The sequence below is a fragment of the Haloarcula sp. Atlit-7R genome (assembly GCF_003666065.1).
Lineage (GTDB): Archaea > Halobacteriota > Halobacteria > Halobacteriales > Haloarculaceae > Haloarcula > Haloarcula taiwanensis.
The window spans coordinates 633,102-654,218 of record NZ_QXIK01000001.1 but is presented as its reverse complement, the minus strand read 5'-3'; the positions used below and the strand labels follow the sequence as shown (position 1 = coordinate 654,218).

General features: G+C 60.0%; 31 protein-coding genes. 23 read left to right on the top strand and 8 right to left on the bottom strand.

Going from position 1 to position 21,117, the window contains the following annotated elements; genetic code table 11:
- Positions 1–3 precede the first annotated feature (3 nt).
- The 14 genes from D3D01_RS23385 (at position 4) to D3D01_RS23620 (ending at position 7,207) form a co-directional block, all read left to right on the top strand.
- Entirely contained in the window at positions 4–651 is a 648-nt protein-coding gene (locus D3D01_RS23385) for a hypothetical protein (RefSeq protein ID WP_147439894.1), read from the top strand.
- Positions 651–1,166, top strand: a complete 516-nt coding sequence (locus D3D01_RS03430; RefSeq protein WP_121511238.1) for a hypothetical protein — start codon at positions 651–653, stop codon at positions 1,164–1,166. The genes D3D01_RS23385 and D3D01_RS03430 overlap by 1 nt, the downstream gene beginning before the upstream one ends.
- Complete coding sequence (locus D3D01_RS03425; RefSeq protein ID WP_121511237.1) at positions 1,167–1,787, top strand: hypothetical protein; 621 nt, start codon at positions 1,167–1,169, stop codon at positions 1,785–1,787. It begins immediately after the preceding gene.
- The gene (locus D3D01_RS24780) at positions 1,784–1,912 is read left to right on the top strand and encodes a hypothetical protein (RefSeq protein WP_255359460.1); all 129 of its coding nucleotides are present in this window, start codon (positions 1,784–1,786) and stop codon (positions 1,910–1,912) included. The genes D3D01_RS03425 and D3D01_RS24780 overlap by 4 nt, the downstream gene beginning before the upstream one ends.
- Positions 1,905–2,192 carry a hypothetical protein gene (locus D3D01_RS03420; RefSeq protein WP_064287529.1) on the top strand — a complete coding sequence of 96 codons (288 nt, stop codon included), beginning with the start codon at positions 1,905–1,907 and terminating at the stop codon, positions 2,190–2,192. Before D3D01_RS24780 ends, D3D01_RS03420 begins: the two co-directional genes overlap by 8 nt.
- Positions 2,185–2,361: a hypothetical protein gene (locus D3D01_RS23625; protein WP_158600427.1), complete on the top strand. Its 177-nt coding sequence runs from the start codon at positions 2,185–2,187 to the stop codon at positions 2,359–2,361. The genes D3D01_RS03420 and D3D01_RS23625 overlap by 8 nt, the downstream gene beginning before the upstream one ends.
- Positions 2,358–2,810 carry a hypothetical protein gene (locus D3D01_RS03415; RefSeq protein WP_121511236.1) on the top strand — a complete coding sequence of 151 codons (453 nt, stop codon included), beginning with the start codon at positions 2,358–2,360 and terminating at the stop codon, positions 2,808–2,810. The genes D3D01_RS23625 and D3D01_RS03415 overlap by 4 nt, the downstream gene beginning before the upstream one ends.
- A gap of 112 nt (positions 2,811–2,922) precedes the next feature.
- A complete protein-coding gene (locus D3D01_RS03410) occupies positions 2,923–3,579 on the top strand; it encodes a hypothetical protein (protein ID WP_121511235.1) in 657 nt (218 codons plus the stop codon).
- 286 nt (positions 3,580–3,865) lie between these two features.
- Entirely contained in the window at positions 3,866–4,663 is a 798-nt protein-coding gene (locus D3D01_RS03405; protein ID WP_121511234.1) for a hypothetical protein, read from the top strand.
- A gap of 159 nt (positions 4,664–4,822) precedes the next feature.
- Complete coding sequence (locus D3D01_RS03400; RefSeq protein ID WP_121511233.1) at positions 4,823–5,617, top strand: hypothetical protein; 795 nt, start codon at positions 4,823–4,825, stop codon at positions 5,615–5,617.
- A 124-nt stretch (positions 5,618–5,741) separates the two neighbouring features.
- Complete coding sequence (locus D3D01_RS03395; RefSeq protein WP_049938786.1) at positions 5,742–6,398, top strand: site-specific integrase; 657 nt, start codon at positions 5,742–5,744, stop codon at positions 6,396–6,398.
- Between the two features lie 51 nt (positions 6,399–6,449).
- Positions 6,450–6,665, top strand: coding sequence for an antitoxin VapB family protein (locus D3D01_RS03390; RefSeq protein ID WP_121303815.1), 216 nt, complete (start codon positions 6,450–6,452; stop codon positions 6,663–6,665).
- Complete coding sequence (locus tag D3D01_RS03385) at positions 6,666–7,067, top strand: type II toxin-antitoxin system VapC family toxin (protein WP_121303814.1); 402 nt, start codon at positions 6,666–6,668, stop codon at positions 7,065–7,067.
- Positions 7,064–7,207 carry a hypothetical protein gene (locus D3D01_RS23620; protein ID WP_158600425.1) on the top strand — a complete coding sequence of 48 codons (144 nt, stop codon included), beginning with the start codon at positions 7,064–7,066 and terminating at the stop codon, positions 7,205–7,207. Before D3D01_RS03385 ends, D3D01_RS23620 begins: the two co-directional genes overlap by 4 nt.
- 194 nt (positions 7,208–7,401) lie before the next feature.
- On the opposite strand, the gene D3D01_RS03380 is transcribed toward D3D01_RS23620, so the two are convergent.
- Both D3D01_RS03380 and D3D01_RS03375 read right to left on the bottom strand, forming a co-directional pair.
- Positions 7,402–7,749, bottom strand: a complete 348-nt coding sequence (locus D3D01_RS03380; protein ID WP_233563203.1) for a hypothetical protein — start codon at positions 7,747–7,749, stop codon at positions 7,402–7,404.
- A 3-nt stretch (positions 7,750–7,752) separates the two neighbouring features.
- Entirely contained in the window at positions 7,753–8,070 is a 318-nt protein-coding gene (locus tag D3D01_RS03375; protein ID WP_121511232.1) for a MarR family transcriptional regulator, read from the bottom strand.
- Positions 8,071–8,190: 120 nt separating this feature from the next.
- On the opposite strand from D3D01_RS03375, the gene D3D01_RS03370 reads away from it, so the two are divergent.
- The 4 genes from D3D01_RS03370 (at position 8,191) to D3D01_RS03355 (ending at position 10,106) form a co-directional block, all read left to right on the top strand.
- Complete coding sequence (locus D3D01_RS03370; protein ID WP_255410415.1) at positions 8,191–8,406, top strand: ribbon-helix-helix protein, CopG family; 216 nt, start codon at positions 8,191–8,193, stop codon at positions 8,404–8,406.
- An 83-nt stretch (positions 8,407–8,489) separates the two neighbouring features.
- Positions 8,490–8,816 (top strand): hypothetical protein, encoded by a 327-nt coding sequence (locus tag D3D01_RS03365; protein WP_121511231.1) that lies wholly within the window; start codon positions 8,490–8,492, stop codon positions 8,814–8,816.
- A complete protein-coding gene (locus tag D3D01_RS03360; RefSeq protein WP_004964236.1) occupies positions 8,809–9,039 on the top strand; it encodes a hypothetical protein in 231 nt (76 codons plus the stop codon). The genes D3D01_RS03365 and D3D01_RS03360 overlap by 8 nt, the downstream gene beginning before the upstream one ends.
- Positions 9,036–10,106, top strand: coding sequence for a tyrosine-type recombinase/integrase (locus D3D01_RS03355; RefSeq protein ID WP_064287542.1), 1,071 nt, complete (start codon positions 9,036–9,038; stop codon positions 10,104–10,106). Before D3D01_RS03360 ends, D3D01_RS03355 begins: the two co-directional genes overlap by 4 nt.
- 275 nt (positions 10,107–10,381) lie before the next feature.
- Here the strand turns inward: D3D01_RS03355 and D3D01_RS03350 are convergent, their stop codons facing one another.
- The 3 genes from D3D01_RS03350 to D3D01_RS03340 form a co-directional block, all read right to left on the bottom strand.
- Entirely contained in the window at positions 10,382–11,902 is a 1,521-nt protein-coding gene (locus D3D01_RS03350; protein WP_121511229.1) for a hypothetical protein, read from the bottom strand.
- Positions 11,903–12,254: 352 nt separating this feature from the next.
- Positions 12,255–12,671: a cyclic nucleotide-binding/CBS domain-containing protein gene (locus D3D01_RS03345; protein ID WP_121511228.1), complete on the bottom strand. Its 417-nt coding sequence runs from the start codon at positions 12,669–12,671 to the stop codon at positions 12,255–12,257.
- A gap of 63 nt (positions 12,672–12,734) precedes the next feature.
- On the bottom strand, positions 12,735–13,199 hold the full coding sequence (locus D3D01_RS03340) for a nucleoside deaminase (protein WP_121511227.1): 465 nt from the start codon (positions 13,197–13,199) through the stop codon (positions 12,735–12,737).
- A 148-nt stretch (positions 13,200–13,347) separates the two neighbouring features.
- On the opposite strand from D3D01_RS03340, the gene trmY reads away from it, so the two are divergent.
- Positions 13,348–13,944: a tRNA (pseudouridine(54)-N(1))-methyltransferase TrmY gene (gene trmY, locus D3D01_RS03335; protein ID WP_121511226.1), complete on the top strand. Its 597-nt coding sequence runs from the start codon at positions 13,348–13,350 to the stop codon at positions 13,942–13,944.
- Between the two features lie 126 nt (positions 13,945–14,070).
- A complete protein-coding gene (locus D3D01_RS03330) occupies positions 14,071–16,155 on the top strand; it encodes a hypothetical protein (RefSeq protein ID WP_199725367.1) in 2,085 nt (694 codons plus the stop codon).
- A 15-nt stretch (positions 16,156–16,170) separates the two neighbouring features.
- On the opposite strand, the gene D3D01_RS24775 is transcribed toward D3D01_RS03330, so the two are convergent.
- The gene (locus D3D01_RS24775) at positions 16,171–16,296 is read right to left on the bottom strand and encodes a hypothetical protein (protein WP_255410414.1); all 126 of its coding nucleotides are present in this window, start codon (positions 16,294–16,296) and stop codon (positions 16,171–16,173) included.
- A 93-nt stretch (positions 16,297–16,389) separates the two neighbouring features.
- Between D3D01_RS24775 and D3D01_RS03325 the strand changes: the two genes are divergently transcribed.
- From D3D01_RS03325 to tgtA, 3 genes are all read left to right on the top strand, one after another.
- Positions 16,390–16,935 carry an NUDIX hydrolase gene (locus D3D01_RS03325; RefSeq protein WP_101349231.1) on the top strand — a complete coding sequence of 182 codons (546 nt, stop codon included), beginning with the start codon at positions 16,390–16,392 and terminating at the stop codon, positions 16,933–16,935.
- Between the two features lie 44 nt (positions 16,936–16,979).
- Positions 16,980–17,237 carry a hypothetical protein gene (locus D3D01_RS03320; protein WP_101349232.1) on the top strand — a complete coding sequence of 86 codons (258 nt, stop codon included), beginning with the start codon at positions 16,980–16,982 and terminating at the stop codon, positions 17,235–17,237.
- A 119-nt stretch (positions 17,238–17,356) separates the two neighbouring features.
- The gene (gene tgtA, locus D3D01_RS03315) at positions 17,357–18,829 is read left to right on the top strand and encodes a tRNA guanosine(15) transglycosylase TgtA (protein ID WP_121511224.1); all 1,473 of its coding nucleotides are present in this window, start codon (positions 17,357–17,359) and stop codon (positions 18,827–18,829) included.
- A gap of 12 nt (positions 18,830–18,841) precedes the next feature.
- Here the strand turns inward: tgtA and D3D01_RS03310 are convergent, their stop codons facing one another.
- Together D3D01_RS03310 and D3D01_RS03305 are read right to left on the bottom strand one after the other, a co-directional pair.
- A complete protein-coding gene (locus D3D01_RS03310) occupies positions 18,842–19,717 on the bottom strand; it encodes an NAD(P)-dependent oxidoreductase (protein WP_121511223.1) in 876 nt (291 codons plus the stop codon).
- 75 nt (positions 19,718–19,792) lie between these two features.
- Entirely contained in the window at positions 19,793–20,938 is a 1,146-nt protein-coding gene (locus D3D01_RS03305; protein ID WP_199725366.1) for an alginate lyase family protein, read from the bottom strand.
- Between the last annotated feature and the right edge of the window lie 179 nt (positions 20,939–21,117).

Below are 21,117 nucleotides of genomic sequence, written 5' to 3'. Positions count from 1 at the left end.
CCGATGGCGACGTACACTGAAGCATCGGCCGGGACAACCGCAGGGAGCCAGACGCGCCCAATCCCGGCGAGGACGGGAACCGCTGCTGACGGGGAAACACTGAGTACGGAGCATCCAGCTCCGCAACGGGCGGCGGCTGTCGCGGCTGGTGCGACGACCGACACGATACGGCCACGCCCACGTCGGCCCGGTGACCGAGCGGATACGATCACCGTCTCCCTCGACCGGCCACGGGTCACCCGTTCTCGGGACCACGCCACCAGCACCAACCGGAGTGGGGTACTTATTCCCGCAGCATTCCGGCCTGTGAGAGTTTCGGTGGTGGATCCAGACGGGAATCCACTACCCGAAGTTGAATGGGTGATGTCGGCTGGTGTGTTCCCGACAGCGGCCGCTATCGACGGTAGCGCACAGGGTGACCTCCCGTGTCTTGCTACGACGTACAGCCAGTTTATGGGCGTAGCGCGCCGGGACGGTGGTCCTAACGGAGTTCAGTACACATGGTTCTCACCGGCTATCGATGCTGATGGGAACCCACTACAGGAGCCTATCGGCCCGCTTGATGACCGCGCTGAGATCGTTCTCGACCCGGTCGAGATCAAGGGTTTGTACGCTGGGACCGGGGCAGACTTCGGAGGGATGTTAGGATAATGGTGAACCTGAATATCGACCAATCAGAGCCGTATATCGACAGTATAGACGTACCGAGCGAGGCCCGCCCAGACGAATCGTTCACCGTGACGGTCACAGTCGGAAACGAGAGTTCGATTATTGCCCCGCAGGATGGGACGTGTCAGAGCGGGATACTCCAGTTCAACACTGGATGGCGGACGCCGGTCGTCATCTACGTCGACGGGCAAGAAGTCCATCGAGAAACGAAGTGCCTTGACGGCAATAGCGCCCCGAAGACGGTGACCAAGCGAGTGACGCTGGGTAGTGGAGAACACAGTGTCACCGCGGAAGTGCTGAAAGTTCCGAATGACACGGTTGCAGAAGAGCGGGCGGCGGAGGTAACCGTTCACTCTGATGCACAGGACCCGGCCCTGCCGACGACAGGTGACCGACTGACAGAGATGATTAGCGATATCGCAGATGCGCTTGGCGGAACGACCCAGCAGGTGATGCTGGGGTTCGCTCTAGCCGTCGTGCTGCTGGTGGTGATCTGAATGGTGACGTTCGCTGGCGGTATTCCAGACGGCGGGCTCGTACTGGAATCAGTCGGAACGACCTCGTTCGCTGTGTACAGTCCCGACGATCCGCGTGTCGACCGACGGCAGGAATACGAGCCACAGCTACAGGCCGAAGTGACGAACACCTCGTTCAAGGAACGAGAGGCAGCGGTCATCTGGACATTCGGTGATACCCATGTCCAGAGTCAGACTGAGACGATTGAAGCCGGACAGACGGCTACAATCTCGAATCGGGTTCCGTGGGAGAGGCTACAGGAGAACTTCGACCTGATTCCGGGCGACTACGAACTCGGTGTGCAGCTGCTTGGCGGCCCGTCGTGGGACAAGCAGACGACGACGTATGGAACGATGCACGTCTACGAGAAGCGTGTACCCGACTCCGGCGATGAGCCGAACGACGAACCCACGTACCCACCTATCAGTGACGGCGATCCGCCTGACGGAAGCAGTGACCCGCCGCCTGAGAACACCGGGCCAGAGTCTCCGCCTGCCCTGCTACCTGATGGGTTCCCGACGCTGCCGGCGGTCGGGCCGTTGACTGCCCCACAGACAACGCTCGCAGCCCTCGCGGTCGTTGCGGTGGTGGTGCTTCGATGACGGTAGCACGGCTACTGGGGCAGGTATTCGGTGCGTTGACCGGTACACTTGGTGTGCCCGGAACGCTGCTACTCATCGCCGTCGTCGTTGGCGCCGTGGCAATCTGGAGGGACGCTGATGGTTGAACCGTACACCGCAGCGGCATGGGCGGTCAGCGTCTCATCGATGCTCGTGGTCGGTATCACGGGCTGGGTCGGCCGCCGCGTGGTCGGCTACGTCGAGGAGACGCGCAACGAGGCGCAAGCGGCCCACGAAACCGCAGAGAAAGCCGTCCGTGTTCTCCGAGGTGAGGAAGGGATCGACGACGCCGGGCTCGTCGAGGATGTCCGGTCACACCGCCGGGCGCTCGTTGACGAAGGTATCTACCCACCGAAGGCAACGGACGGAGGTGAGAGCGATGCCTGACCTGACGTGGGTACAGTTGGGCGCTCTCATCTGGTTCTGTGTCACGTTGGCTGTCACCGATGGTGCGGCGCTCTCCCAGCTGGGAATCGCGTGGCTAGCGAAGCGGTTAGGACTGCGGCCAGCAGAGATAGTACGCTTCGAGGCGGCGACTGGTGGTGGTGACGAATGACGGAAGTTCTCGATATCCGGTCGCTCCCTCGGACTCGACAGGAGCGACTACAGCGGTCGAAGTCGTTTGGCGACGTTGCCGAGGAGATCGTGGCTGAGGTGTACGGCTTGGAGGGCCTATCGCTTGACCCGGACTGGTGGGACCTCAGACACCCCAGCAGGGCGACAAAATATCAGGTCAAATCGACATCAACGACAGTCGGCAACAGGTATCCCGGCGACGGTCGCTTTCGTGTCTGGGAAGGACAGACGCGCTCTTTCATCGCATCGGACGCACAGGCGACGGCATGGTACGCGTTTGTGTTCCTCGATGAGACGGACGGCGTACTCCGAATCACGCGCATGAGGCCGTCGACGGTGAACAACCTCGTTCAAGATCGGGGCGGATGGAACCGTTCGGGTCACTCAATGGGGAAGCAGCACAAAATCCCGTGGGACGAGGTTTTCTGAGTGTCCGGCTTCTCTGTGTATCTTTCTTGGACGAGAATTCTACACTCGGAATGGCTCTGTTCACACCCGTCCTTGGGAAAATATTATTCGACCTCAACTTCTCCTTTCGCTTATGTACAGTATGCTTCTTCAGTCAAGTGGACCGTCTGGGTTCGAAGTTTCTCAAGCTTTTTTAGTGGTTATCAGTCTACTGATTCCTGCGATTATTTTTATTGTCGGAATGTATCGTGATGAGAGCAATCTAGAAGGTCCACTAGCACATATCGTTGGAAACTCTGCCTCTTCTTTTGGGAAGTCACTTGGTATTCAAGCCCTTGTCATTGCCCTAATAGCAATCGCAATAAACCTGTACTACGTACTGTTTTCGGTCGTATTTGAAGGGGTCGTCTCTCTCTCGTTACCTATCGTTGCTACTGCGAGTGGGTTTGGTATCTTTTTCATCTTGTTGATACTCACAATCTTAGTTTGGAGCCTTTCCAGTAGTGGAACCTCAAATAAGTCAGAGGTAGAAGAGGTGCAAAATGAGGTTGATCGCACTATCCTAAAACAACGAAACAGAGAACTCAAAGACGAACTTGACGAGCGGAAACAAGAGATGGCTAACTTAGTAACCAATTTCAAGAGGCTAAAACTCGCATTGGAGAAGCAAGATCTTGATTCTGAGGAGGTGAACCAAGCTGCTGAGGATCTATTAAAGACACAAGATAGCGGTCTGGAGGAATTAAGCACTGATCCCGAACCCAGTGAAAAAAACTTAGAGACAGAATAGTTTCTTTCCTACCCGAGAATTCAGTAACCTAGTCGATCTGTGTCCGCTTCTGCGTTCAGAGTCGGACGTTTTGTGCCTGAAAGCTCACGCTCGGGAAGCATTATGATTCATTATTCAGTCGTCTGAACTACAGTAACCAAGTTCTATGTATGAACGATGATTGGTTAAGGTATTGAAATTTTCCATATACACCCTGCAAGTGTTACAAGAGACACAGCGCGTATCTGCTATTGAACCACAGAATACCATTACACCTATTCCAAGGGCTAATGTTGTGTCCTAAAAGATGGTTCAGCAATCAACACTACTACAGATAATTCAGTTTGTCGGGCTTATTACACCTGCATTAGCAGTTCTCATCGAACTTTTAATTAGATTCCATGGGGGGCTAGAACAACTTCAGGATGAAAAAGAGCTGCCGATTGAAATACAAATTTTGTTTCTTGGATTTAGCGCAATACTTCTTGGGGGGATGGGAGTGGGTGTTCAAATGGTACTAACACTTGACAACTCAGTTACGCAATTTGCGGCACTATTGATTTTTGGTGGATTACCACTCTTAGCCGCTTCTGTGTTGGCGATGAATATACGTATATCTCCTATTTCTGACCCCAGCGCAAATCTTGTCCAAGGATTTTCAGCGGCCTTGCAATACACCTCTTCTGTTGGCCTACCACTGTTATTATCCACTTTATTATATTTCGGCCTGACGGACTGGCTCCGGCAGTGGATCAACACAAATCTAAATTGGTGGATTTTTGTCGAAAATCTTGAGCCGGTTTGGTATTTTTACATTGTCTCGGCTATTCTTGTGTATAAAATCATGTACTCTCTATTTACACACAACACAATCCCAAGCGATGGCCTCAGCAATGTAATGAATGACTGGTTTATCACCTCCTTTACCGCAGGTGCATTCTTTCTGATTGTCGCCGGGCTTGTCTTCGTTCTCTATCGAATACTGATATCTTTATCGCTCCCATTTGTAACGGCTACCTCATATCTGTCTGCGATCCCCTACATATGGAGTGGTTTCGTCGTTTTTGCGCTTTTATATAATGAATTGAATCCCAATCAAAATTGATTCATTGCCATCCGGTAATAAACTCAAACTGTATATATTCGCTGATTGACTTCAGCTTGTAGCCGAACTCCAATATCTGACTCACTAACCTAACATTACTCAGAAAATCACACTACACTGATGTAGATTTAATAGAAGGCATAAGTATATGATAATTCAGTGTCGGACAATATTGATTATCTTGAAAAAGGGTTCCTTGAATTATTCATCGAGAAGATATTCTATCCATTTCTATACTCTCCGATAGATGAATTGGACCAGTTTATAAAAACAAATAGGCACCTATTTACTCTCATCGGTATTTTTGCAGCACTCAGCGTGTACTTAGACACAGCGAATAGTTCGGTTGATACTGAACTGGAAGCAGTCAATAATTTTGCTACTGTTGCCAGCTTCTCTATTGTGGCAGTTCTAGCCCTCTTGATTTGTGTGAAGCTCTGTATTAAAATACGCAAAAATTGGCTCTGGGACTCTATTGGACTTATCGCCTTTACAGCCTTCTTTCTGCCCCTTATGTTTATCATCACGTCTGTAATAACAAACTCTCCTCGTTTCTGGGCGATTTATCTTGTTATAATTCTATATTTAGTAGGGTTTACGACAGGAATTATCTCTGCCGCAACACCAATCCACCTTGGAGTTAGAATGGATGATAAGTTCGATTTTCGACCACCCGTGTTCAGGACTATAATGTCTATTATTGAGATATTTATCATCGGATTAATTTTTGAAAAGTACCCAGAAGCACTCTCTGGATTAGATTTTGCTGTAGAGTTTTCAAAAGGTGTTCCGTTAGCATACTGGGTTGAGTACTACAGTTCAATCGCACTTGCTTTTGCTATGTTATTATCACTGGGTGCATTCTGCCTATTCCTGATTGTGCTAGCTATCTGGGTAGTATGGTACCTCGCATTAGGATTAGGAACTGTAGCAACAATCCCGTTTGACAGATAGAGAATTTCTCTCTCGTGCCCGAGAACCCGGTATTCTGGTGCAATCGCGCTCTATTTGACCCCTGTTGCCCCCCGAGTTGACCGAAAAAACTAGATGTTTTGCAATAGAACTGGGGAACGAGTGCATGAGGCTGAAGGACTACGACAACGACGACGGGAAGCGGGTGTGGCTTTCGGACGACGAACTGACGCGATTCATCGAGCAGGCCGAGACACCACACCAGCGACTCGCGTTCCTGCTCGCCGGTCGGGTCGGACTCCGGCGCTCGGAAATCATCGAGGTATGTCCGCAAGACCTCGTCGACGGACCGACTGGCGATCACATCCGAGTCTGGGAAAGCTACGCGAAGCGAGACAAGTATCGAGAGCCGCCGGTCCCGCAGGAAGTCGTTACCATCGCGGAGACGCTGGCGTACCAGCAGGACGACGACGAGCCGCTGCTGGACGTGGCTGGGTCAACTGTGTACCGCTGGGTCCGGCGTGCAGCTGACGAACTGGAGGAAGAAACCGGCGACAGGGGTTGGCAGTACCTCGACGTTCACGATCTCCGCCGGACTTGGGGCACGTACCTACTGGAACAGGGTGTGATCCCGTCGGTCGTGATGTCCTTCGGAGGTTGGGAGGACTGGGACACGTTCAGGAAGCACTACCTCGGTGAGTTCAGCCCGGAGGCGATTCGACGAGAGCGCGGGAAGGTCGACTTCCTCGAGGGCGGCGACGAGAGCGCGGAGGTGGTACATCCAGGTACGATGCCGCCGGCCTCTCACCATACAGCGGACTAATTCTCTCAGTCACCGAAAGAGATACCAACCTCTTGTACACAACGTATACATATGAGTACTATCCGCGTCACCGACGAAGTGAAAGAACGACTACGTGACCTGAAGCGGGACGACGAAAGCTTCAACGACCTTCTGGACCGCCTCAGTCGAAGCGAGAAAGACGTAGAAGCAATAGCTGAGTCACTGCCCTCTGTCGACGAGAAAGATATCGAGGAAATGGATGAAGCCCGCAAACGTCTGAATGAATCGCTGGAGGACCGCCGGTAAATGATCGTCCTCGACCGAGATATTTTGGTCAAACTCCGAAATTCTGAGGAAGCGGTGGTTGAGCATCTGAAGCAGTACCGCACCGACGAATGGACGATCCCCTCTCACGTCGCATGGGAGTCGTTTCAGCGCCACGACAGCAGGAGCGATATGCTTCAAGAGCAACAGCATCTCCGGTCAAGTCTTGACCGGATACTCCCGTTCACGTCGGACACCGCTCTCGAAGCCGCCTATCTCGATGAGAAACTACAGTCCCAAGGCGTGACTCTCGACTCCGCGGACCTCCTGAATCTGGCTACCGCACACACCGAGGGTGGCACCTTCATCACCCACAACAAGAATGATTTCGACAAGGACCCTCTTCTAGAACTTACCGACGTGGACGTGGTGATGACCGAATGACGACAACGCTCCAAGTGACAATCTCGATGATGCCAGAGACATACGACTCGCTGGAAGACTCGAAACCGGATGATCTTACAATGGATGCTTATATTCGTTCTCTGCTCCGGAAAGAAGCGGGGAATCCGTTAGACGACTGAGTTAGTACGATCACCATTACGTACGTTCCAGATTCGATGCCGTAATCTTTCACAGGACTGGTCGTTTAACATATCATACGGCAGGTTTTTACGATAGAGAAAGCTTGCATTCCTGAATTTGAAGTTCTCTGTTTGTATCGATGAAAGGTCAGCAATGTGCGGCTGCTCGCCTAGTGGAACATTGGTTCATACTACTATAGACGAATTGTGAATTTCACGCCTGCCTCCACCCAGTCTGGTGGTGTTGCATACCGGTCCTCGAAGACCTTACTCGGGGTTGGTCGTGGGCAATGGCTTGCATCGAGTTCGCCTTTCAGATACAGGATTCCCTCGCTCGTCAGGTCGTATAGATCACCACTGACGGGTGCAAGCAGTCCAGCGTACTGGAGCCACCTGCACCTGTCCCGAATATAGCCGGAAGAGACATCGAATCCACGTTCTCGTGAGAGGATGCTTGGTGATGCAAACCCATTCTCACGAATCCACTCCATGATACGCTCGTCTATCTGATTCATCCAGGAAGCCGACTTCTTTCCGATCATCAGTTACACCTGTTCGTGGTTCTCACCAGCGGAGGGGCCACTGTCCCTGTGCGACTCGATTTCATCTGGCCTATCTTCAGACGTGTCTATTTCACCGTCTAAGTACTTCTCACCGCGTTCAGAGATAGTATAGACACCATTTCCCAAATCGTTCAATAGACCGTGTTCAACCAGTTTTCTACAGCGCTTGGAGATGTATCCCCGTGAGTAGCGGACATATCCGCTGTCTGCCATCACTTTCGGGCTTCCAGAGCCTTCGTTTCTGATGAACTCTAAGATTCTGTCGTCTGCCAAGACCATCCAGCCACCGGAATATCGCATCTTGGTTAATTATCAACACCGGGCGTGATTATAGCAGTGAATCGCTCTTATTAGATATTTGCGCTCTAATACTAACTTCCGTAATCTATATGAACGCGGCGTTATTTGATAACTAACGCAATGGTGCGCAAAAGCCTCTCTGTGTCCATCTCACTACCACGGTGGATGGACGACAAGATTGCTGAACAGGCCGATGAACACGGTGTAAGCTATTCTGAGTACGTTCGTGAGATTGTCCGCGACCACCACAGCACGCCTTTCGACGGTGTGGATGAACCTGTGGTATGCCGGGACGAGAACGGTGAAGTGAACGAGAACGTCGAGGGGGCCGCCTAAACTATGTCCAGTAGCTCGCAGGCCCCCGAATCGGACGAGGGTACCGACGACCAAGAGAGTGACGACGCGACGGAGGACGGCCCATGAACGGCGAGAAGATCGACCCTGAGGACCTGCCACTGCACCCGGAGTACACGCCGGCAATGGTCCAGATTCGGGGCCAAGGTGTCGTCTATGTCGCGGACTACCAGACGCTCGAAAGCGGCTGGGTGCGCCTCACGGAGTGGCGTGACCGCCGTGTCAAACTTCCACCGCACAAGATCGAGGCGATTCGAGAGGTGCGGACGGAGTACTACGACGCCGGAACGGACGGCGAGTACGTGAAGGCGAAGCGCGTGGCCCACGACGAGCAGCGAGAGGAAGCTAGCGCCGACGACTCCGGCGGTAAGGTGGTGGTTGCCGGTGACTGACGCCTATAGCCTCACAGTCGAGCTTACTCGCGGCGGTGACAGCAACAACCGCGACAAGATGAAGGCGAAGGTCTCGGCTGACAGCGTTGAGGAACTGCGCGAGAAGGTCGAAGCGGTCCGCAGCGAGATGCAGGAATGGGCCGACGATTTCCGTAACATCCAGCCGCAGGTTCGTCGTCAGCTCCCCGACGACCAGAGTGAACTTAGTGAGTTAGAGGCATGACGCGCGGCGGTAGACGGCGGGGCGACCCTACAGAGCTATCTCCCCGCGAGGCTTGCCAGCGCTACCTCCGACGCCGTCGGTCAGATTCCACGGAGAAGAGCGTTCACGGCTGGGAGTACCGGCTGAAGCTCTTCGTCGAGTGGTGCGACTCCGTTGGTATAGAGACGGTCGGGGAACTGCGTGGCTACGACCTCGACGAGTACTACGAGATGCGGAGCGCGGAGATCGCGCCGGCCACGCTCGAAGGCGAGATGTGGACGCTGAAGATGCTCTTCGAGTTCCTCGAAGACCTCGAAGCGGTCGACCAAGGTCTATCAGAGAAAATCCGAATTCCTGACCTTGACCCAGAGGACCGGTCAAACGATACGAAACTTGCTGCCGACAAAGCAGCCGCACTGCTGTCCTATTACCGTGAGAGCGACAGAGACTACGGAACTCGGCAACACGCGTTCCTTGAACTCGCGTGGAACACTGGCGCTCGACAGGGCGGCCTGCGGGCCCTGGACCTGCGGGACACGGAGCTGGGAAGTAGTCCCTACGTCGAGTTCCGCCACCGACCGGAGACGGACACCCCGCTGAAGAACAAGCGCCGGGGTGAGCGTCCGGTGGCGCTTCCAAGAGAGACGGCCGACGCGCTGGAGGCGTACATCAACGGCCGTCGGTACGATGTGCGGGACGAGCATGGCCGTCAGCCGCTACTGGCGAGCGCGAGTGGACGGCCGACGACCAACACCATTCGAGTGTGGAGCTACCTCGCCACGCTCCCGTGCAGCTACGGGATGTGCCCTCACGAGAAGGACATCGAGAAGTGCGACTGGAACGAGTACGCCCACGCCAGCAAGTGCCCGTCGAGCCGGTCCCCACATCAGATTCGGACGGGTTCGATTACGTGGCACCTAAACCGAGGATGGCCGCCGGAAGACGTAGCGGAGCGCGTCAATTCCTCGGTGAGTACTATCGAAGACCACTACGACAAGGCAGACCCCGAACAGCGGCGGCGACGGCTTCGCAACCGGATGGAGGACCGCCGCCGACCACTCATCAACGAACTGGAGTTCACCCAATGATACCAACTGACCCATCAGCGACGAATCGACAGCGAACCGAGTATGAGCATCCTACGAAATCGGTTAGTTCCGCGTCGCGCCGGCCCATTTCTATCGCAACGCAATCACGAGGAGCGACAGCGACGAGTGTCCGTTGTGAGGAAATGGCTCCGAGAATTCGAGCAGGGAAGTCGCAGCGCGAACGAAGTGAGCGACCGTCTTCCCGTGTTCGACATTCGCGCCGGCCCACTTTTTCAACTACGGTACTGAGAAGCAAAGAGGTCACCACACTCGTATCAGCTGTCGACCCGGCCCCGCGTGGCCTCGTACGCCTGTCCGCGGAACTGGAACCGTCGACTGTTGGAATCGTATCCGAGAACGTCGTCCACAGCCCGCTCGTCAGTCTCAACAACGACCCGGGATACATCGTCTGTTAGGAACGGGAGTGCGTTGCGAAGCCCGCCGTCCGACGTGGCGAACCGATCGCTCGCCATCACCTGTTCGGCGAGAACCCGCTCGCCCGCGCTGTCGGTGCGAGTCAGCGAGAACGTCGCGTCGGCAGGACGTGCCCCATCGCCGTGACGGCCAGTCGTCACGGTGACAGTGTCGCCGTCGCGCGCCGTCGACACGCTGTCGGTTGGCGTCACGGTAGCGCGGTCGCCGACCAATTCGAACAGCGCACCGTTGCTGGCCGTCGCGTGGCCGTAGCCGGCGACGACGGCGTACTCGCCGCCGCCGAGGTAAGCCTGCGTGAGGCCGTCACAGTGGCAGTCGCCGGTGCTGCATCTGACTGCCTGGCCGTTGAACGCCCGGAGTCCCCACTGTTCTTGGCGGCCCGGTGACAGGAGGCGACAGTCCGCGGTGTGGACTGTTGGTGCGATGTGGAACCATTCGGCATCGGCGAGTTTGTAGAGGTTCCAGTGGCCACATTGCAGTCGTTCGTGGCTGTTATTGACCATCTCGAAACCGACCTGTGCATCAAGTTCCGCCCGCTCAGTACTGGGCCGAACGAAGGCCGGGGTCGTCTTATCTGCGTTGTGGAACCACTGGATACCGTCGTCGTCGGGAAACGACGGGAGCGAGCGGCCAGTGAACCTGGACTCTGTTTCCGGGCCGGGTCTTCGCGTATCCCAGACGGAGACCGAGAGTGGGCCGTCCCGGCCGCGGAACTCGTAGGCCCCGGTCGGCCGCTCGAACTGACCCGGCTCGCCGACAAGGGCGTACTCCAGCTGGACCCATTCTCCAGGGGCCAGTCGGTGGGTGTCAGGCATCCACGGCCCGATGTCGTTGACGCGCCAGTATCCCTCGTCTGTTCGGCCGAGTGAGGGCACTTCGTCGGCGAGGTCGTTGTTATCCGTGGGCGCGAAATGGAGGCGGGCTTCGTGGCTGTAGCTGCCGGGCTGGCGGCTGAGTGTCTGTCCGACGCCTGGGATCCGCTCGATCCTGAACGTGTTCTCGAACTCGTTGCCGTTCTGGAGCCAGCCGCGAATCGTGGCCGGATGGTCGTCGGTCGCCGTCTGGTCGAACCAGAGTCCGACTCGCGCCCCGTCGTCGGTGTGGAGTCCCGGCGAACTGAGGGCGTAGGTTCGCGGCCCGGTTTCCAGTTCGATGACAGTCGTCGGGTCGTCCGGTCGCGGCGGGTCGCCGGCGTCTGTCGGCGTCGCTGTCCCGCTGTCGTTCGCATCGGTCGCTGACTGCGTCGGGCGCGGGGCGGGCGTTACGTCACCAGTCTCGTCTGAGTCAAGAGTGCCGAACGAACAGCCGGTGAATCCGGCCAGCGCTCCCGGGACCGACGCGAGGAGGGCACGTCTGCGCACAGGTAGCGATTCGCCGCTCCTGATAAACCCTTTCTGGACGCTTAGACAGCGTTTGTAGCGTTTCCGGTATCTGGATCCGTCGATACTCGCCCGCCGCATCGATGGCGAGGACTGTGACACTTCTCACTGACGTTACCTACAGTGCCCTCTGTGTGACCGCCAGACGGTGCTGCTTCGAAACACGTCGGACAGCGGTTGACCATGCTCGTGAGACGCTGTATCTCGCGGTACGGGTGGCAACACTGTACACAGACGTTCGCCTGCCTGTCGCCGGTCCAGCATGGATGCCAGTCATTGCGACCGCTACGCGCTGGCTAGCTAAACGATTCCCACACCTCTCGACCTGTGACTGTCACCCTTCGGCGAACATCTCGACGACGCGGTCCAGGTCGGGCGACAGTTCCTGCATCACGTCTGTCGTCGTGAGGATACCGACGCCGTCGGTCTGTCCGTCGATCACGAGTCGCTTGATGCTATGCTCGACCATCGTATCGATTGCCTCCTCTAGCGGGGCACCAGCTTCGATGGTTTTCACGGGCGTTGTCATCAGGTCACCGACCGGCGTCGTATCCGGGTCGATGCCATCGCGGAGGCCGGTAATGATGTCCGTTTTCGTGAGTATGCCCTGCCCGTATTCGGTTTCGACGACGACAGAACCGACCGCCTCCGACGCAAGGAGTTTCGAAACGTCTCGGACGGAAAGCTCGCGGTCGACGGTTTTTACTGGCTTTGTCATCACCTGCTCGACAGATGTGTCAAGTGAATTCATACCATTAGTTAGCAAACGCACATCATAAGTCATTTGACTCCCGCAATCGGTGCCGAACTGGCCTTACCAGTCAAAGTCCTCGTGAATTGCCAGTCCTTCCTCTTGACATATTGGCCCCACGACCTCGGTGACGCCGGAAAGAATTTCCCCAGAGCGAACGGACACCTCGTGGCCGCTGAAACGGTTCATCTCCTCACTGCTGACGCTGTACACGACTTTGCCGAGGCCGGCGTACTGGAGTCCGCCGGCGCACATCGGGCACGGCTCGGTGCTCGTGCACAGCACTATCTCCGCGCGCTCGTCCGAGTCACACTCGCGCATTGCTCGGTGCGCCAGTTGGAGTTCCGGATGGCGTCGCACATCCGATTCAGTGCGGACGCGGTTCGACGCCTCCATGACGATCTCGTCGTCACGAACGAGCACAGACCCGAACGGCCGGTCGCTGCGGTCGACAGCGGCCCGAGCCCGCTCGAACGCGCGTTGCATATGCGCTTCGTGGTCGAACTCGTCGAACGCTGAAACGGGCATAACGGCGTTTCGACCCGCAGTGGAAAATCGGCACGGCAGGGTGACCTCAACAGTGGACACACGCGGTCTCTGACCCCTCGTCGACACGAATGAGTGCAGTCGGCTTCGCGGTCGATGCACGTAAGTCTCTGACCGGCTTCGGACCCGTATGCGCCAGTTCGTCATCATCGGCCACGACGCCCCGACGACGCCGGAGTTCTCGCTCGACGACTTGGCCGGCGCTGCCGGCCGGCTTGACGTGCTCTGTCGATGTGTCACCAGCGCGTTCTTCCTGAGCCACGCCATCCGCGAAGACGTTCGAGTTCACCTGATCCTGGCGGATGAGTACACTGTCACGTTCGACGGGAGCGACCTCCGCCGGCTGAACCCCGACGAACGGTCCACGGCAGCGCTGATGCGCAAGGCCCTAGAAGAGCGCGCGGAAGCAATCGGTCACATCCCGGTCGAAACCTCGCCCGGCGTGTCGCTCACACGCCGGGGGTTCGAGGGGACACTCGACGACGTGGCACGCCGCGGAACCGTCGTCCAGCTACACGAGGACGGCGACCCCGTCGTCGACGTTGCACCGCCGTCGAACCCGGTGTTCGTCCTCTCGGACCACCACGACTTCCGGGATGAGGAAGCGGCGCTGTTGGCCGACCGGGCCGACGAGCGCGTCTCACTCGGGCCACGGGCCCTCCATGCCGACCACTCGATTACGGTCGCGCACAACTACTTGGACACGGCGGGGTTTGAGCAGTACTGACTGGACACCGGGAGACCGCCAGAAGGGTTTTTATCGGCGGTTCGCTGAATGGCGTATGGAATTCTTGGGTTCGGAGACAGCGACGGGTCGCGCTGTCCGACGACGTATCGAAGCGGTGCGGGACCGATGACCGACCGGGAACATCTGTCCCGTCGTGCGGTTCTGCAGACCGTCGCCGGGACCGGTGTCGCGTCGGTCGCCGGCTGTTCGGCGCTCGAAAGCGAAAGTGACGACGCGGCCTCGACAGTCGAGGGCGACCGTGCCGCGGAGCTCGCCCAGCGGTTCGCGCCGACGCTATACTTCGACCGGGCGGAGCCGTGGTTCCCGACGGACCCGCGGCCCTACACCAGCGAACAGGACGGGGAGACCGTCGTCAACGGGTTCGACGCCTTCGACGGGTACCATGAGCGGATGACCGACGGCGAGCCGCCGGCCCCGACGGTGTTCTACCACGTCGTTGAGTACGAGCAGTCGTCGCTTGCCGTCGTCCAGTTCTGGTTCTACTCGGCGTTCGACCAGTTCACGACGAACTTCCACTGGCACGACTGGGAGGTCCTGCACGTGTTCGTCGACACGGAGTCGGGCGACCCGCAGCTGTACGTCGCCAGCTCCCACTCCCGGAAGGTGCCCAACAACGAGTTCCTGGACCCGGACCCGGAGATGGTGCCGCGCATCCTCTCGGAACTGGGCTCACACTCCAGCGCGCTGTCGGTCAACGACGCCCGCGACCGGTTCACCCGGCTGCCGGAGGGCGACCGGTTCGCGGACATCACGAACAGCGCCGTCGAGACCATCGAAGACCTCGCGGAGATTCCGGTCGCCTACGGGCTCCCGCGGGACGAGGGCTCGCGGCTCCCCTACCTCGTGCCGGAGTACGAGGGCGCGCCGCTGTACGAACACGAGCGGCTGCCGTCGGTCAGCCGCAAGGACCTCGTTCCCGAGCGGCTGACCCTCCGCTCGTTCGACAGCCTCTCGGCACCGCCGACGGACCTGCCGACGCGGGAGACCGGCCTCGTCTTCCAACACACCGACCGGGGCGAGGCCGACCCGGACATCGAGTACGACCTCGTATCGAGCAGCGAACTGGAGCACATCGCCGATTTCACCGGGCCGCAGTTGAGCTTCGAGTTCGCCGTGCCCCAGTTCGCCGAGGACGCCGTCGCGGGCCACATCACGACGACCGGCGCGCCCTGGGACCAGCCCCGGTACGACAACCCCGCCGCGGACATCTCCGAGCCGAACCACCGGGCGGCGCTGGCCGAGCGCTACGACGCCATCGGCGCGCCGGCGGAGATACGCACCGTCGTCGCCAGCCTCTCGGAAGCTGTCTCGAACGACGACGCGCCCGAGAACGAGGGGCTTACGACCGAAGACACCGCCGTTGAGTCCGTCGCCCTACTGGAGAGCGACCCCGAGGCCGTCCCGACCTTCGCGGGCCTGGCCGTGGTGCAGGACGTGCCCGCGGGTGAACATCGGTTCACCGTCAACGGGGCCGGTGTCGCGCCACACAGCGAGTCGGTGTCAGTTCCGGAAACCGGCGACGCAGAGGGGCCGACGCGGGCCGGCGTCGACGGCGAGGTGCCGCTCGTCGCCCGCGAGAACGCCACCCGTCTCGAAGTCGACCCGTCGGGAGCCGACAGCGACCTCACGGACCTCGCCGTCGAGGACGACTTCGCCGGTCGGCTGTACGACGCCCCGCTGTCGGAACCCGACGCCGTTTACGTCCACGGCGGTGGCGCGTACACGACGGAGGTCCGGGACCGTGACGACGAGATCGGTGCGTTCCGGGTGAATCCCGACCCCGCCGCGGACGTTGCCGCCCGAATCGAACAGCCCCGAACTGGCAAAGCCTCGTTAGCATCGTTCCTTGTCGACATCGCAGCGGAGACGCGCCAAGCGGTACTCGACGAGATGGACGATGACGACAACCCCGGAAACGGTGGTGGATCCGAGAACGCTATCCAGGGTCTCGAACGGGCGCTCGCCGCTGTCGTCGAGGCTGCTCGGCGGGCGACGGAACGCGCCGAAGCGGGTGACCGCGGGAACGCTGACAAGCAACTCCAGACCGTTGCCGACCGGCTCCAGCGCGTCGCGGCCAGAATCGAGGACGCCGGCGACGACCTCTCGGACCCGCTGTCGAACGCGGCCCGGCGACGCCTCGAACAGGCCGACCGTCGGGCCGAGCAGGCACAGGCCGCCGACAAACTGTAAGCTCCCGCCCCGTTCTCAGAGGCCGAACCACCGCGCCAGCGCGCCCGCGACGAGTACCAGTCCCCCGGCGATGAACGTGCCAGGCACTGGGAGAACAAACAATACGACGCCGAGCAAGAGGCCGATGGTCGATATCCTCATTTCAAATACATTGCCACACCACGCTGTATCGGTCTAGTGCCTGCATACTCGTGGACCCCTGCTGATTTTGGCGGTGGGGGTCACACTGCTGGTATGGACGACGAACTCACCTGGGAGACGCTCGATGCCGAAACCGCCTACGCCTGTCCGGGGTTCGATGTCATCCGTGAGGACGTGCGCCTGCCCGACGGCACGGAGGGAGAGTTCGATTACGTACAGCACGGCGAGAGCGTCATCGTGCTTCCGTTCACCGCCGACGGTGACGTGGTCGTTATCGAGGAGTGGCGACAGCCGGTCCACCGGGTCAATCGCGGCCTGCCGGCCGGGACGATGGAAGACGGAGATGACGACCCGAGCGTCGCCGCTGCCCGCGAACTCCGCGAGGAAACCGGCTACGAAGCGGCGTCGCTCGACCACCTTTACACAGGCGAACCGGCCAACGGAAACACCGACTACGTGTTCCACTACTACGTCGCACGCGGCTGTGAGTCCACGGCCGATCAAGACCTCGACCACAACGAATCGATTCGGGTCGACACTGCCGACTTCGACTCGCTGGTCCAGTCAGTGCGAGACGGCACGCTCCGTGACAGTCGGTCCGCCGTCGGTATCATGTACTATGCCCTGTTCGAGCGCTGAACTGACGACAGTTTGAAATCCTGTGGAGTGGTATCGTCTATCATATGGCTTCGATTGCACTCGACGAACAGACGGAGCGCCGGCTGGATAAACTGCGCGCGGCCGTCCGCCGTCGGACCGGGCAGCCGATTTCGCGGGCGGAGTTGCTCAACCAACTCGTCGAAGACGCCTACGCGTCCCGCAGTGAGGTGGTCGATATGTTCCGGACGTCACAGGCGTACGTCGCCGACGAAGACTCCGGGACCGTCTACCGGCCCGAGCGTGAACTGGTACCCGGCGGGGCGGAACAGCCCGACGAATAGCGGCGCTGTGCCAGCTGGGGCGTCGCTCGACCCTCCCGCCGTTCTGGCCGCTGCCAGCGACGAATAGCCAGTCACGGGCGAACACAACGCTTAGGCGCGCCGACCGACGACGACGTGTAATGACGAATTTCGAGGTCCGCCAGTACGACGCAGCGGGCCGGCTGGGCGAGCTAACGGTGCCACGGGCCGGCGTCACCGTCGAGACGCCGACTATCCTGCCGGTGGTCAACCCCCACGTCCAGACGGTCGAACCGGCGACGCTGGCGTCGGAGTTCGGGGCGGAGATACTCATCACGAACAGTTACATCCTGCATGGCTCTGACGACCTCCGCGAGCCGGTGCTGGAGCAGGGCTTGCACGGTCTGCTCGGGTTTGATGGGGCAATTATGACCGACTCGGGCTCCTTCCAGCTTGCCGAGTACGGCGACATCGACGTGACCACCGAGGAGATTCTGGAGTTCCAGCACGAGATCGGCTCGGACATCGGGACGCCGGTAGATATCCCGACGCCGCCCGATGTGGACCGCAAGCAGGCGACTGAGGAACTCAAAACGACACAGGAACGGCTCGAACACGCTGCCACCGTTGACACCGGCGAGATGCTCGTCAGCGCGCCAGTCCAGGGGGCGACCTACCCGGACCTGCGAGAGCGGGCCGCAGCGGACGCTGTCTCAACGGGACTTGACGTGTTCCCGCTGGGAGCCGTCGTCCCGCTGATGAACGAGTACCGCTACGCCGACCTCGCCGATGTCGTCGCGGCCTGCAAGCGCGGGCTAGGGGAGGTCGGCCCGGTCCACCTGTTTGGCGCGGGCCACCCGATGATGTTTGCGATGGCAGCGGCGCTGGGCTGTGACCTGTTCGATTCGGCGGCGTACGCGCTGTACGCCCGCGACGACCGGTATCTCACGGTGCAGGGAACGGAACTGCTTGACGAACTGAGTCACTTCCCGTGTCACTGCCCGGTCTGTACCGACCACACGCCGGCTGAACTCGACGCGATGGACGCCGACGGGCGCGAGGAACTGCTCGCCCGGCACAACCTGCATGTCACCTACGGCGAAATCCGGACGGTCAAGCAGGCGATTCGCTCGGGCAACCTCATGGAACTGGTCGACAGTCGCGCCCGCGGCCATCCGGCGATGCTCGACGGCTACCGCGCGCTGCTCGACCACGCCGAGCAACTCGAACGCACCGATCCGGTCTCGAAGGACGCGTTCTTCTACACCTCGAATGAAAGCGCTCGCCGGCCCGAGGTCCGACGCCATCAGGACCGACTGGAGCGCCTCCCGGTCGAGGGCGACGAGGTCCTGCTGACCGAAGGAAGCTCCAGCGCACAGTACGACGAGACCTGGGGCGTCCTGCCGCCGTTCGGCCCGTATCCCCGCGAACTCGCGGACACGTACCCCCTGACCGCGGAGGTCCCGGACCGGACCGACCGGGCGGCCTACGAGGCCGCGGCGGACGGTGTTCGGCGGCTGGTCGACCTCCACCCCGACGTGTCCTTCACGCTGGTCCACGACGACTGGCCGGCGACGGCGCTCGACCGCGTGCCCGACCGCGTCCGCCTGCGGGACCTGCACGCCCGCGACTGAGCGCCACCCGCCTCAGACTCTCGGTACGTCCACGTCTTCGTCTGCCGCCTCTCGCCAGGAACGGGTCGGCTCCCAGCCCAGCATCGCTGTGGCTTTCGCCGTCGCGTACGCTGCAGCGTCCCCCTCGACCGTGCAGTCGTCCGGAACCCTGCCGTAGTGCTCCCGCATGAGTTCGACCAGCGGCCGACCGAGCGCGTTGTCCGGGCCGACGCAGTTGAACGCCTCGTGGCCCTCGACCGCGCCCGCGAGCGCGGCCTCGACGAGGTCGACCACGTCCCGCACGTCGACGTACGACCAGTAGTTGCCCGCGCCGGCCGCCAGGTCGTCGACGTACTCCGGGGCCCGACAGGGGTACTCGCCGGGAATCTGTATCCACGAGGGGCGAATCGAGGCCACCGAGACGCCGTCACGGCGGGCGATTGCCTTCCCGATCTCCTCGGTGACGACCTTCGAGAGCCCGTAGTCATCTTCGGGTCTGCGCGCGTGGGCTTCGGTAATCGGAAGCTCGTCCGGCACAGGGGTCTCCTCGGCGAAAAAGAAGCCGTACGCACCGTCGGAGGAGCCCTGGACCACGTCAGCGCCGACGCGGCCGGCCGCCGAGAGGACGGTGTGTGCCGCGAGCGCGTTGTTCCGGAACAGGTCGACGCCGGGGTGGGTCCCGGCCACCGGAATCGCCGCCCAGTGGACCACCGCGTCGGGGTCGATGGCGGTGAGCGAGTCGAAGACGCTCCCGGCGTCGGTGAGGTCAAGCGCCCGGTAGTCGACGTCCGGATGGCCCCCGCCGTCCGGGAGGCGGCGGTCGAGTACGGTCACGTCGTGCGGTTCGGCGAGCCGGTCGACGACCCAGCGCCCGGAACTCCCCCGGCCGCCGGTCACGACAACATCCATACCGGACTTGTCGTCGCTGGCATCCAAAACGTGGCGGTGTCGCCGTGTCACCGGGCACGGTGCTTATCTGACTCGCTACAGGTCGAGCCGGAACCGCTCACCGTGCGTGAACGTCGTCCAGCCGAGGATACGTTCGTCCCGATGCGGTCGGTCGGGGTTGTCGATTGCCGCCTGTTGCGCCGAGACGTACGTCGGGACGTTCTTGACCGGCTGGCCGCTCTGTTTGAGTGCTTCCAGATACGTGTCTTTCTCGTAGTACGAGTAGGCTACCTCGTACAGCGAGGACGCAGCTTCTTGCTTTCTGGCGGGGAAGCCGTCACTGTTGACGAACCGGTCGGGGTCGTCCTCGCCCATCGCCTCCCAGGCCGCCGGGTCGGCCACGTATGGCGCGTGGGCGTCGAGAATACGCTCGATAGCACCCCTGTCGCCTGCGAACTTCTGATACTCGTACAGTGTGGGCCCGTCGAGCCTGTCGGCATAGAGACGGCTGAGTTCCGCGGCGGTGACCAGTGCCTTCGCCGCGTACAGTGAGTACGCCAGGCTCGACGCGCGAATGATTTCGTTTTCCAGCAGACCGTCTTCGCGGAGCTGTCTGAAACCGTCTTCGCGGTTCCGCTGTATCGCGTCCCGAAACCGGTCCCAGTCCCGGAGATACACCGACCCGGCGGCGTGGGTCATCTCCTTCCAGTTGAAGATGTTCTGCTGGCCCATCGCCGTCGGGATGCCGTGGCCGACGTCGTCGAGGAACGTCCGGACCCACGCCCGCAGGTCGGCCTCCGTGCCGACGCTGTCGCTGTTCCACGCCTCATGGCCTCGAACGAGTTCCGCGCCCCACCACATTTTGGGGAGCGTGATGAACTGTTCGATGCCGTTCGTTTTCACCGGTGCCATGTAGGTCTCCGAACGCAGGAACCAGTGGTCCAGCAGCTCGATTGCCTTCTCGGCGTACTGGTCCGCGCCGGTGTACTGGTAGGCGAGGCCGAGGTCACGGATGCGGTCACCCGTCCTGATGGCGGCAACGTAGTCCTTGCGTTCCGTGGGGTCTTCGGGTCCTTTCGTCTTGAACTCGTGGCCGTCGCCGTTGTCCGTGACGCTCTCCGGGGCGGCGGCCATCGCCTCGCGAACGTCTTCCATGAAGGCTTCGTGGGCCTCCGTCCACGGGCTGTCACCGTCCTCGACGCGGGACCGTATCGCGGACAGCGTGTCGAGGTGGACGAACATCGCGGGCCGGCTGTCATCTGCCGGTTCGGTGACCGCTGCTGGTTCGGTCGGCGTCGGTTCGGTCTCCTGCGGGGCGGCTCTGGCGTCCGTGTCTCCCGACGAAAGGTCGGTCGAACAGCCACTCAGCGCCACGGCTGTCCCCGAGAAGGCGAACAACACGTCTCGTCGAGTCTGTCGCT

Excerpts from the sequence above, each read along its gene's own strand:
- D3D01_RS03325 (WP_101349231.1), top strand. The coding sequence starts at position 16,390 with ATGGACGACGAACTCACCTGGGAGACGCTCGATGCCGAAACCGCCTAC.
- D3D01_RS03385 (WP_121303814.1), top strand. The coding sequence starts at position 6,666 with ATGATCGTCCTCGACCGAGATATTTTGGTCAAACTCCGAAATTCTGAG.
- D3D01_RS24775 (WP_255410414.1), bottom strand. The coding sequence starts at position 16,296 with ATGAGGATATCGACCATCGGCCTCTTGCTCGGCGTCGTATTGTTTGTT.
- D3D01_RS03420 (WP_064287529.1), top strand. The coding sequence starts at position 1,905 with ATGGTTGAACCGTACACCGCAGCGGCATGGGCGGTCAGCGTCTCATCG.
- D3D01_RS03425 (WP_121511237.1), top strand. The coding sequence starts at position 1,167 with ATGGTGACGTTCGCTGGCGGTATTCCAGACGGCGGGCTCGTACTGGAA.
- D3D01_RS03320 (WP_101349232.1), top strand. The coding sequence starts at position 16,980 with ATGGCTTCGATTGCACTCGACGAACAGACGGAGCGCCGGCTGGATAAA.
- D3D01_RS03375 (WP_121511232.1), bottom strand. The coding sequence starts at position 8,070 with ATGCGATATTCCGGTGGCTGGATGGTCTTGGCAGACGACAGAATCTTA.
- D3D01_RS03405 (WP_121511234.1), top strand. The coding sequence starts at position 3,866 with ATGGTTCAGCAATCAACACTACTACAGATAATTCAGTTTGTCGGGCTT.
- D3D01_RS03370 (WP_255410415.1), top strand. The coding sequence starts at position 8,191 with ATGGTGCGCAAAAGCCTCTCTGTGTCCATCTCACTACCACGGTGGATG.
- trmY (WP_121511226.1), top strand. The coding sequence starts at position 13,348 with ATGCGCCAGTTCGTCATCATCGGCCACGACGCCCCGACGACGCCGGAG.
- tgtA (WP_121511224.1), top strand. The coding sequence starts at position 17,357 with ATGACGAATTTCGAGGTCCGCCAGTACGACGCAGCGGGCCGGCTGGGC.
- D3D01_RS03340 (WP_121511227.1), bottom strand. The coding sequence starts at position 13,199 with ATGCCCGTTTCAGCGTTCGACGAGTTCGACCACGAAGCGCATATGCAA.
- D3D01_RS03395 (WP_049938786.1), top strand. The coding sequence starts at position 5,742 with ATGAGGCTGAAGGACTACGACAACGACGACGGGAAGCGGGTGTGGCTT.
- D3D01_RS23625 (WP_158600427.1), top strand. The coding sequence starts at position 2,185 with ATGCCTGACCTGACGTGGGTACAGTTGGGCGCTCTCATCTGGTTCTGT.
- D3D01_RS24780 (WP_255359460.1), top strand. The coding sequence starts at position 1,784 with ATGACGGTAGCACGGCTACTGGGGCAGGTATTCGGTGCGTTGACCGGT.
- D3D01_RS03330 (WP_199725367.1), top strand. The coding sequence starts at position 14,071 with ATGACCGACCGGGAACATCTGTCCCGTCGTGCGGTTCTGCAGACCGTC.
- D3D01_RS23385 (WP_147439894.1), top strand. The coding sequence starts at position 4 with ATGGCGACGTACACTGAAGCATCGGCCGGGACAACCGCAGGGAGCCAG.
- D3D01_RS03390 (WP_121303815.1), top strand. The coding sequence starts at position 6,450 with ATGAGTACTATCCGCGTCACCGACGAAGTGAAAGAACGACTACGTGAC.
- D3D01_RS03365 (WP_121511231.1), top strand. The coding sequence starts at position 8,490 with ATGAACGGCGAGAAGATCGACCCTGAGGACCTGCCACTGCACCCGGAG.
- D3D01_RS03345 (WP_121511228.1), bottom strand. The coding sequence starts at position 12,671 with ATGAATTCACTTGACACATCTGTCGAGCAGGTGATGACAAAGCCAGTA.
- D3D01_RS03310 (WP_121511223.1), bottom strand. The coding sequence starts at position 19,717 with ATGGATGTTGTCGTGACCGGCGGCCGGGGGAGTTCCGGGCGCTGGGTC.
- D3D01_RS23620 (WP_158600425.1), top strand. The coding sequence starts at position 7,064 with ATGACGACAACGCTCCAAGTGACAATCTCGATGATGCCAGAGACATAC.
- D3D01_RS03380 (WP_233563203.1), bottom strand. The coding sequence starts at position 7,749 with ATGATCGGAAAGAAGTCGGCTTCCTGGATGAATCAGATAGACGAGCGT.
- D3D01_RS03415 (WP_121511236.1), top strand. The coding sequence starts at position 2,358 with ATGACGGAAGTTCTCGATATCCGGTCGCTCCCTCGGACTCGACAGGAG.
- D3D01_RS03305 (WP_199725366.1), bottom strand. The coding sequence starts at position 20,938 with ATGTTCGTCCACCTCGACACGCTGTCCGCGATACGGTCCCGCGTCGAG.
- D3D01_RS03430 (WP_121511238.1), top strand. The coding sequence starts at position 651 with ATGGTGAACCTGAATATCGACCAATCAGAGCCGTATATCGACAGTATA.
- D3D01_RS03410 (WP_121511235.1), top strand. The coding sequence starts at position 2,923 with ATGTACAGTATGCTTCTTCAGTCAAGTGGACCGTCTGGGTTCGAAGTT.
- D3D01_RS03355 (WP_064287542.1), top strand. The coding sequence starts at position 9,036 with ATGACGCGCGGCGGTAGACGGCGGGGCGACCCTACAGAGCTATCTCCC.